Genomic DNA, 10313 nt, shown 5'->3' on the forward strand with positions numbered 1-10313 from the left:
ATCGATGAGTAAAGTAAAAAAGAACGCCGATAAGGAATTCGGTCTTTCATCATGGTCCATAGATAACCCCTCGGTTATTTATGTCATGATCGCCATTTTTCTTTGGTTAGGTTTCAGTGCTTATATGGCTATGCCCAGAGAAGATTTTCCTGAAATCATAGAAACCAAAATTTATATTAGTACACCCTACCCTGGCAACACTGCCGAGGATATTGAAAAACTGATTACAGACCCTTTAGAAGATAGATTAAAGAACGTAAGTAACGTAGTAGAGATTACGTCAACCTCTCAAGAAGATTACGCTATTTTAACCGTAGAATTCGATGAGGATATAACCGTAGAACAAGCCAAACAAAAGGTTAAGGACGAAGTTGATAGTGAAAAGGCTAGTGAAGACTGGCCAACATTCAACGGAGCTAAGGTAGAACCAAATGTTTTCGATTTAAATTTCTCTGAAGAAGTTCCCATCATGAACATCAATTTTACGGGAGATTATCCTGTAGAAAAACTGAAGGAATTTGCAGAATACCTACAAGATGAAGTTGAAGACCTTCCAGAAATTAAACAGGCCGATATACGTGGTGCCCAAGATCTAGAAGTAGAAATTGGCGTGGACATATATAAGATGATGGCCGCTAAAATTAGTTTTCAAGATGTTATCAATGCCATTAGCAATGGTAATATGACAATGTCGGCTGGTAACCTGAAAACAGTTGGTCAAAGACGTACCATTCGTATTTTAGGCGAAGTAGAAGATCCAAAAGAATTGAACAATTTTGTGGTCAAGTCTGAGAATGGCGCCGTGTACCTTAAGGATATTGCATCCGTTAATTTTCATGCTAAGGATAAAACCACCTACGCCCGTGAGTTTGGTAAGAATGTAGTCATGCTCGATGTAAAGAAGAGAGCTGGTAGAAATGCGATATCTGCCGCAGACAAAATCAAAGAATTGGTCAAGAAGGAAGAAGCTGATTATTTTCCGCCAGATCTTAATATTTCTATTGCCAATGATTCTTCTACTAGAACTTTGAACCAGGTAGACGATTTAGTGAACAACATCATATTCGGGATCATTTTAGTTGTAACCGTTTTAATGTTCTTCTTAGGATTTAGAAATGCCCTATTCGTTGGTTTTGCCATACCTATGTCAATGTTCATGTCTTTCGTAATATTGTCATGGCTTGGTTATACGCTAAATACCATGATCTTATTTGGTATGATCATGGGGCTTGGTATGTTGGTAGATAACGGTATTGTAGTGGTAGAAAATGTTTACCGATTAATGGACGAAGGTCTTTCTAGAACCGAAGCTGCTAAAAAGGGAATTGGTGAAATAGCCTACCCTATTATCATTTCTACCGCAACAACAGTAGCGGCATTTGTACCGTTAGGATTATGGCCAGGTATTTTTGGGCAGTTTATGATTTATTTCCCTATCACACTTTCTGTTGTATTGGGATCCTCATTGTTCGTTGCCATTTTCATGAACTCTATGTTGGTTTCTAAATTTATGAGTACCGATGAAAAAGAACTGACCCTAAAGCAGCTTATTCGTATGAGTATTATTTTGGGGGTATTGGGAGCTTTGATCTTAATATTTGGTGGTGCTATGAGAGGCTTAGGATCTGTATTGATCTTAACCGGTATCATGTTCTGGGTATATAAATATGTAATTAAAGGTGCGGCCATACAATTTCAGCGTAAAACCATGGTTCGTTTTGAAAATTGGTATGAAAAACGTCTAAAGCACGCCCTTAGAGGTAGTAATGTATACTGGTATTTTGGTATTACCTTTTTTATGTTAATCGGTGTATTTATGTTATTTGGCATGTCGGTTGGTAGTGGACGTACTAAAATTGAGTTTTTTCCGGACAACAAACCGAATGAAATCTATGTGTATGTAGAGTATCCTGAAGGAACCTCTATTGAAAAAACCAATGAAATTACCAAAGAGGTAGAAGATCAAGTATACGCCATAATGGATGACCCTAAATACAAAAAGAACGGGGAAAACTTTATGATGGCCTCAGCGGTATCGGTCGTTGGTGAAGGTGCCGGTAACCCATTAACAGATGGTGGTTCTTCGGCAGAAATGCCACATAAGGGTAAAGTAACCGTAAACTTTAGTGAGTACAAATATAGGGAAGGTCTGAATACAGAAGACATCAGGGCTCGTGTACAAGCAGCATTACAAGGTATTTACCCTGGTGTTGCCATTTCCGTAGAAAAAGATGCCAATGGTCCGCCAGCTGGTTTCCCTATTAATATTGAGCTTGAGGGTAGCGATTATGATGAGCTCATTAATACTGCCGAAGACATTAAAAACTTCATCAACACCAAAAATATTGCAGGTATAGAGGAGTTAAAAATTGATGTGAACAAGGGCAAACCTGCCATGCAAGTAATAGTTGATCGTGAAAAAGCCGGTGAACTTGGTGTGGCCGTTGGTCAGGTAGGTAATCAATTAAGACGTTCCATTTTTGGTGAAAAAGCAGGCGTATATAAAGAAGATGGCGAAGATTATGACATCAACGTTAGATTCAACGAAGATCTTAGATATAATAAAAGTGCCTTGTTCAATCAAAACATCATTTTTAGGGACCCATCTAATGGTCAAATCAAAGAAATACCAATTTCTGCCGTAGCCAAAGAGAAAAATACCTCGGGCTTTAGCGCCATTAAACATCGTGATGGTAAACGTGTAGTTACCATTTACTCCGGATTAAAACCTGGCTTTACCGATGCTGGTGCTATTGTAGCGGAAATACAAAGAGAAATGGAAAGTTTTGATGGTACTCCGTCAACCGTTAAAATAGATTACACCGGTCAACTGGAAGAACAAGCAAAACAACAAGCCTTCTTAGTAGGTGCCTTTTTCTCAGGATTAGGATTGATCATGCTTATTTTAATATTCCAGTTTGGTGGTATTTCCAAACCATTGATCATTATGATCGCCATTTTCTTGAGTTTTATTGGTGTATTTGGAGGGTTAATGATCACCGGATGGTCTTTTGTTATTATGATGACCATGATGGGTATTATCTCACTGGCAGGTATTGTTGTGAACAATGGAGTGGTACTCCTAGATTACACACAGATACTGATAGACCGTAAAAAGATTAGATTAGATATGGACGACAGCGACCTATTGACTATTGAAGATGCTACAGATTCTATGATCGTTGGTGGTAAGGCAAGATTAAGACCTGTAATTCTTACGGCAATTACAACTGTGCTTGGTCTGATCCCTTTGGCAATAGGACTAAATATAGATTTCTTTTCACTGTTCTCAGAATTTAACCCTAAGATCTATATGGGTGGAGACAACGTAATATTCTGGGGGCCATTAGCGTGGACGGTTATCTTTGGTTTATTAGTTGCCACTTTCTTAACCTTAATTATAGTACCGGTGTTATTCAATATTGTATACCGTATAAAAATAAAATTTAGAAACTGGGGAAGTAACAGTACAGATAACAATGAGCAATTGGAAAGTGCTGCTTAAGCATCTCTAAAAATTGATATAAAAAAAGCCCGTATTCAAATGAATACGGGCTTTTATATTTGAATTAGTTGATTTACTTGTTGCTTACAACAGGGTCTTTTTTGCTTGCTTTAGAAACACTTGCAATTCTATTGTTGTCAAAATTAACTTCACTTCTTACATCACCTTCCCAAAACAACCACTTACCGGTTCTAACACCGCTATCATAGTTACCCATGGCTATTTTCTCTCCCTTTTCATTGAACATTTTCCATTGCCCATCTAGCTTTTCATTTACAAAATAACCTTCTTGGGATTTCTCTCCATTAGCATGAAAGTATGTTGCTTTCACTTTATCTCCTTCTTTTTCAAAAACTGGATCAATTTGAGCGTATGCTCCAAACGACAATGCCATTACGGCAATAATTAGTATCTTTTTCATAATTATATATTTTTTTTGATTACTGATTTCTTGTATGATAACGGTATAAAGATACAATTATTTTGCAATTAATCAATGTTTAGGTAACTTTTACATAACATTAAATTAACATTGAAGCCACAAAATACTATTTATCAGTACATTAACCTTATTTACAAAGGTTGTTTCGTAAAACCGGTCATCGAGTAAAACCTGCATTTAATATAGACCTACTATGAAATAGACTTCTTAAATTTGCCCTTTCATTAAAGCAAGTATTATGTATAGAAGCCATTCCTGCGGGGAATTAAGAGAATCACATATTGGTACCACAGTTACCCTTTCTGGGTGGGTTTCCAAAACAAGAGATAAAGGTTTTGTTGTTTGGGTAGATATTCGTGATCGCTATGGTATAACACAATTAGTGCTTGATGAAGATCGTACTTCTAAAGAATTATTGGAGCAAGCAAGAAACTTAGGTAGAGAGTTTGTTATTCAAATAAAAGGTGAGGTTATTGAAAGAGCATCAAAAAATACAAACATTCCAACAGGGAATATAGAAGTTTTAGTTTCTGAATTGACCATTTTAAACGAATCTAAGACCCCACCATTCACCATTGAGAACGAAACCGATGGTGGGGAAGACCTGCGAATGAAGTACAGGTATTTGGACATCCGTAGAAAACCGGTACAAAACAACCTTATTTTTAGAAGTAAGGTAACTATGGAAGTTCGTAAGTTTTTATCTGGCGAAGGCTTTATAGAAGTGGAAACTCCGTATTTAATAAAATCCACTCCAGAAGGTGCAAGGGATTTCGTAGTACCTAGCCGTATGAATGAAGGGCAGTTCTATGCATTACCACAATCGCCGCAAACCTTTAAACAATTATTGATGGTTGGTGGTTTAGATAAATACTTTCAAATTGTAAAGTGTTTCAGGGATGAAGATTTACGTGCAGACAGGCAACCGGAGTTTACACAGATAGATTGCGAAATGGCATTTGTAGAGCAAGAAGATATTCTTAATGTATTTGAGAACTTAACCAAATACCTTTTAAAAGAAGTTAATGGTGTTGAAATAGACTCTTTCCCAAGAATGACCTATGATGAAGCCATGTCTAAATATGGGAACGACAAGCCAGATATTCGTTTTGGAATGGAGTTCGGGGAATTAAATACTGTAACACAACATAAAGAATTTGGCGTATTCAATTCTGCTGAATTGGTTGTGGGTATTGCGGTACCTGGTGCAGCATCTTACACTAGAAAAGAATTAGATGCCTTGGTAAATTGGGTAAAACGCCCACAAGTGGGTGCTAACGGAATGGTGTACGTAAAATGTAATGAAGACGGAAGCTTTAAATCTACCGTAGATAAATTTTACGACCAAGATGATTTAGCAAAATGGGCAGCGGTAACCGGTGCTAAACCAGGCGACCTTATTTGTGTACTTTCTGGCGACGCCAATAAAACAAGAACACAGTTAAGTGCGCTACGTATGGAAATAGCCACCAGATTGGGGTTGAGAAAGCCAAACGAGTTTGCTCCATTATGGGTAGTTGATTTCCCATTATTGGAACTTGATGAAGAAACGGGTCACTACCACGCCATGCACCACCCATTTACATCGCCAAAACCAGGTCAATTAGAATTATTGGATACCGATCCAGGTGCTGTTCGCGCCAATGCTTATGATTTAGTATTGAATGGTAATGAAATAGGCGGTGGTTCTATTCGTATTCATGATAAAGAAACACAGGCAACCATGTTCAAGCACTTAGGTTTTACTCCCGAGGAGGCAAAAGCACAATTTGGATTCTTAATGGATGCATTCCAATACGGAGCACCACCTCATGGCGGATTGGCATTTGGTTTAGATAGACTCGTTGCTATTTTAGGCGGACAGGAGACCATACGTGATTTCATTGCATTCCCTAAGAACAATAGTGGTAGAGATGTCATGATTGATGCCCCTGCAGCAATTGACGACGAACAATTAAAAGAATTGAACTTAAAGTTAGATATACAAGAATAACCGTACTTGATTTCCCTACATAATTAAAAATCCTGCCCAAGTGCAGGATTTTTTGTTCTTCACTGGCTTCAATTTTTACAATAAAAGAAGTAATATCCATGTAAGGTATTTTTTGTTAAATTCACTTTGTGAAAAAATGGATAAAAATTTTATTGTTTAGTTTATTGGGCATTCTGCTCATATTAAGTGTTTTTGCTGGGTATTTTTACTACAAGTTCGAAAAAGCTTATGATACCACCGACAAACCTTATAAAAACTATATAGGGTATATTGATCAGGAGAAAGCATTACTAAATGATGTCTATTCTTTATGTGATGATGGCAATATTTATCATACGTATAGTGGAGCGGGTTTAAATGCTTACGCAAATACCAAAAGTCAGTTCAGAAAAAACTTGGCAAAATATTACCTAGGAGATACTTTTGATGATTCAGGGTATTTAAATTTTCGTTTTTTAGTGAATTGCGAAGGAAATCCAGGTTGGTTTGAAATCATTCAAATGAATTTAGATTTAGAGGAAGAAGAATTAAATACAAAAATGGTAGATTCTCTTTTAAATTTTACTGCAATGCCCCAAAACTGGAATGCTCTTGAATTTCAAGAAGATTCTAGTAATTATTACATGTACGTTTCATACCGAATAGAAAATGGAAAAGTGGTCGAAATTATTCCTTAGTAGTTTTACGTTCTTGTTATTTATTTCCTGTGGAAAGAGTGACAACGCAAAAGAACCAAGAACCCTAGCCGAAGAAAGGTTTAAAGATGCTACTTTCTATATGCAAGGCTCAGTTGCTTTTCAAAATGGTATTGCTGAAGCTGTTTCAATAGACCCAACCTTTGAACCTGGGGTTTATGAACTTTCTGTAGCCGATTTAAAACGAGGTCTACCCAATGAATGGCTTCCACAATATAACAAAGCGGTAGTATTAAATCCTGAACAACGAATTCCATGGCGAGGTTACCTCTACTTATGGTTTTATAGAGATTATGAAAAGGCTATCGCAGATTTTAATGCATCAGATACGATAACCCCATATTTAGATTATCCACAAGGGCATAGTGTAGATTATTGGCGTGGCATTGCATATTTAGGCGCAAAAGACTATGATAACTCAGTTGCTTATTGGGATAAACATATTACCAAAGAAACTGAAGATTCTGGTGAAGATTGGGTAGAATTAGAAGCGTTTCTTTATAGAGGTATAGCCTATTACGAATCTGATAACAAAGAAAAAGCAAATGAGAATTTTGACAAAGTCATACAATACTTCACCAACTCTGCAGATGCCAAGTATTATAAAGCAAAACTATTATTAAATGAAGGTCATAAAAAGGCAGCTCTAAACATGATCGAAGATGCCATTGTAGATTTTAACAACGGCTATTATAACAATAGAGCATATGTTGAAACACTTCGTCAAATTTACTTATTAGATTTAGAAGAACTTAAATCAAAAATCATAGCAAGTAATTAAATACCTTTGATGGCTACTAACGATATGGTTATACAATGCCCATACAAACAAACAATTTCTTAAGGCGTATTTATAAGTGGAGATATAAGAACATCTCACAAAAGACCTTTATTTACATTTTAAGTGTTGTTGTTGGCTTATTGGCCGGTTTAGCATCGGTAACACTTAAGAATATTACTTATTTTATTGAGGCATCCTTAGAGAAAGGAATTATTTTCTCTAGCAATCAATTATATTTCATTTTACCAATCGTAGGTTTAACCTTGGTGTTTCTCTACGTAAAATATGTCCACAAAGAGAAGTTGAAACATGCGGTTTCTTCCATTCTTTTCTCCTTATCAAAAAACAAAGGTCATATAGATGTTAAACAAGTATACACTCAATTGATCATTGCACCTTTAACTGTTGGTTTTGGTGGTTCGGTGGGGTTATTAGGTCCTGCAGTGGCAACCGGCGCTGCAATAAGTTCTAACCTTGGCCGATTGTTTCATATCAACTCTAAGACAAGGTCCTTACTAATTGCCTGTGCATCGGCCGGTGCAATATCATCTATTTTTCAATCGCCCATTGCGGCTATTATTTTTGCGGTAGAAGTATTTAGCCTAGATCTTACGATGATATCAATGTTACCATTATTACTGGCATCCATAAGTGGCGTACTTACCTCATACTTCTTTATGGGCAATGAAGTATTGTTCAATTTCTCGATCAATGAACCGTTCCAAGTAAAAGACACCCTATTCTACATCGTTTTAGGCGTTGGTACCGCCATTGCATCGATCTATTTTACTAAAATGTATTTTGGCATTATCAACTTGTTTAAACCATTAAAGAGTCCAAAGTACAGACTTTTAGTAGGCGGTTTGGCTATTGGAATTATGCTTTATTTTATACCTCCGTTATATGGTGAAGGTTTTTCCTTTATAAACGACTTGCTAAAAGGAGACCATATTAATGCCTTGGGAAAAACCCCTTTTGACGCTTACATTGATAATATTTGGATCGTTATTGCATTACTGTTCGGTATCACCATTTTTAAAGCTGTAGCAATGACCACTACGTTAGCGGCCGGTGGGGCAGGTGGAATTTTCATTCCCACCATGGTCATGGGTAGCGCTTTAGGAAATGTAGTAGCTAAACTGATCAACAATTCAGGCTTGGGCTTTTCGGTATCAGAAAGTAATTTCACCTTAATAGGCATGGCAGGCTTAATTGCCGGTGTACAACATGCACCCTTAACGGCTATTTTCCTTATTGCAGAAATAACCGGTGGTTATGCCTTGTTTGTTCCGTTAATGATTACTGCATCTATCTCATACATTATTACAAAAAACACGGTAGATTATACCATTTACACCAGAGAGCTGGCAGAAAGTGGTGAACTATTGACCCATAACAAAGATCAAGCCGTACTTACCCTTATGGATCTAGACACCGTGATAGAGACCAATTTCAAAACGGTACATCCAGAAATGACATTGGGAGAAATGTTACATGATTCCGTTGCAAAATCTACCCGAAATATATTCCCCGTGGTAGATGCCCATCAAAAATTTTTAGGTATTATCCTATTGGACGATATTAGGGAGTTCATGTTCGATACTAAACTGTACAACACTACAAAAGTAGAAACCTTTACGCATAAAGCACCGGACCATATTTATTACGGCATTGATACCATGCAGATCGTAATGCAAAAATTTCAGGATAGTGGGGCGTGGAATTTACCCGTTGTAAAGAATGGAAAATACATGGGCTTTGTATCCAAATCTAAACTATTGACCGCCTACAGAAGAGAATTAATAAGATTTACCAAATAAAGAATAGCAGTCGCTCAAGATAAAAGTAATAAAATGAAATACCTTATTTCCCTTATAGTTGTAATCTCCTTTGGATTGATTATTTACGGATTCACCTTAGATAACAGTCAAGAAGCTTTATCCCATAAATATATAGGCTCTGGTACCTTAGGATTGTTTTTATTGGCAATGCCACTCTTCTTAATCAAAGAGAGCAAAGGGAAAAAATTCAAAGATTATATGCTCACAGATGAAAATGTAAGAAAAATGCAAGGAAAAGAGCCTAGAAACACTGATAATCAAGACTCTCCAAAAAATTAATAGGGCAATTCGCTACCAATCAACGCAAAATTATATTAAATTAGAATCATAATATTAAAATTTCAATACAATGATTGGTACCGTCAAATTTTACAACGAATCTAAAGGTTATGGGTTTATAACCAATGAAGAAACTGGAAAAGATATTTTTGTTCATGCCACCGCATTACATGGCACTGAAATTAGAGAAGGTGATAGAGTGAGCTATGAAGAAGAAGAAGGAAGAAAAGGTACGGTTGCCGGACAAGTTCAGGTACTATAATTTATTTTCTTTTTTATCAAAAACATCAATAAACCACGCTTTTGCGTGGTTTTTCAATTTGCACCTAGGTTTTACTTTCTCTTTTTAGCAAAGAACTCTTGCAACAAACTAGCCGACTCCACCTCTAAAATACCACCTATGATCTTGGTTTTGGGGTGTAAGGTAGTACCCATTGCACCACAACCACGCTCTATATCTTTAGCCCCATAAACTATTCTACCTATCTGGCTCCAATATAGGGCTCCTGCACACATTTGGCATGGCTCTAAGGTTACATATAAAGTACAATCTTTCAAGTATTTTCCCCCAAGAAAATTAGCGGCAGATGTTATTGCCTGCATTTCCGCATGTGCGGTAACATCGTTTAATTTTTCAGTGAGATTATGTGCTCTGGCAATAATTCTATCTTGCACCACAATTACAGCACCTACGGGCACTTCACCAGCTTCAAGAGCATATTCGGCCTCTTGAAGGGCTCTTTTCATAAAATAAGTATCATCGTAAGGTAAAACCAT

9 protein-coding genes are annotated in these 10313 nt (G+C 36.8%); 7 read left to right on the plus strand and 2 right to left on the minus strand.

The window, feature by feature from the left end:
- Positions 1-4 precede the first annotated feature (4 nt).
- Entirely contained in the window at positions 5-3505 is a 3501-nt protein-coding gene (locus CSC80_RS05285) for an efflux RND transporter permease subunit (RefSeq protein WP_058104375.1), read from the plus strand.
- 73 nt (positions 3506-3578) lie between these two features.
- Here the strand turns inward: CSC80_RS05285 and CSC80_RS05290 are convergent, their stop codons facing one another.
- Positions 3579-3926, minus strand: a complete 348-nt coding sequence (locus tag CSC80_RS05290; RefSeq protein WP_058105101.1) for a hypothetical protein — start codon at positions 3924-3926, stop codon at positions 3579-3581.
- Positions 3927-4185: 259 nt separating this feature from the next.
- Here CSC80_RS05290 and aspS point away from each other — a divergent pair, with 259 nt between their 5' ends.
- The 6 genes from aspS to CSC80_RS05320 all read left to right on the plus strand — a co-directional run bounded on the left by aspS (position 4186) and on the right by CSC80_RS05320 (position 9798).
- Positions 4186-5940, plus strand: coding sequence for an aspartate--tRNA ligase (gene aspS, locus CSC80_RS05295; protein WP_099190301.1), 1755 nt, complete (start codon positions 4186-4188; stop codon positions 5938-5940).
- Between the two features lie 128 nt (positions 5941-6068).
- Entirely contained in the window at positions 6069-6617 is a 549-nt protein-coding gene (locus CSC80_RS05300) for a hypothetical protein (RefSeq protein WP_099190303.1), read from the plus strand.
- Complete coding sequence (locus CSC80_RS05305; protein WP_074671195.1) at positions 6589-7416, plus strand: tetratricopeptide repeat protein; 828 nt, start codon at positions 6589-6591, stop codon at positions 7414-7416. The genes CSC80_RS05300 and CSC80_RS05305 overlap by 29 nt, the downstream gene beginning before the upstream one ends.
- A gap of 35 nt (positions 7417-7451) precedes the next feature.
- Complete coding sequence (locus CSC80_RS05310; protein WP_058104379.1) at positions 7452-9236, plus strand: chloride channel protein; 1785 nt, start codon at positions 7452-7454, stop codon at positions 9234-9236.
- Between the two features lie 33 nt (positions 9237-9269).
- Positions 9270-9536: a hypothetical protein gene (locus tag CSC80_RS05315; RefSeq protein ID WP_071340984.1), complete on the plus strand. Its 267-nt coding sequence runs from the start codon at positions 9270-9272 to the stop codon at positions 9534-9536.
- A gap of 70 nt (positions 9537-9606) precedes the next feature.
- On the plus strand, positions 9607-9798 hold the full coding sequence (locus CSC80_RS05320) for a cold-shock protein (RefSeq protein ID WP_058104381.1): 192 nt from the start codon (positions 9607-9609) through the stop codon (positions 9796-9798).
- A 71-nt stretch (positions 9799-9869) separates the two neighbouring features.
- Here CSC80_RS05320 and CSC80_RS05325 read toward each other — a convergent pair whose 3' ends face one another.
- Positions 9870-10313, minus strand: coding sequence for a nucleoside deaminase (locus CSC80_RS05325; protein WP_058104382.1), 444 nt, complete (start codon positions 10311-10313; stop codon positions 9870-9872).

Source organism: Maribacter sp. 6B07 (genome assembly GCF_002700155.1).
Classification (GTDB): Bacteria; Bacteroidota; Bacteroidia; order Flavobacteriales; family Flavobacteriaceae; genus Maribacter; species Maribacter dokdonensis.

Bases quoted from the DNA above. Each gene is read 5' to 3' on its own strand.
- CSC80_RS05325 (WP_058104382.1), bottom strand. From the start codon at position 10,313: ATGGTTTTACCTTACGATGATACTTATTTTATGAAAAGAGCCCTTCAA.
- CSC80_RS05305 (WP_074671195.1), top strand. From the start codon at position 6,589: ATGGAAAAGTGGTCGAAATTATTCCTTAGTAGTTTTACGTTCTTGTTA.
- CSC80_RS05315 (WP_071340984.1), top strand. From the start codon at position 9,270: ATGAAATACCTTATTTCCCTTATAGTTGTAATCTCCTTTGGATTGATT.
- CSC80_RS05290 (WP_058105101.1), bottom strand. From the start codon at position 3,926: ATGAAAAAGATACTAATTATTGCCGTAATGGCATTGTCGTTTGGAGCA.
- aspS (WP_099190301.1), top strand. From the start codon at position 4,186: ATGTATAGAAGCCATTCCTGCGGGGAATTAAGAGAATCACATATTGGT.
- CSC80_RS05285 (WP_058104375.1), top strand. From the start codon at position 5: ATGAGTAAAGTAAAAAAGAACGCCGATAAGGAATTCGGTCTTTCATCA.
- CSC80_RS05310 (WP_058104379.1), top strand. From the start codon at position 7,452: ATGCCCATACAAACAAACAATTTCTTAAGGCGTATTTATAAGTGGAGA.
- CSC80_RS05320 (WP_058104381.1), top strand. From the start codon at position 9,607: ATGATTGGTACCGTCAAATTTTACAACGAATCTAAAGGTTATGGGTTT.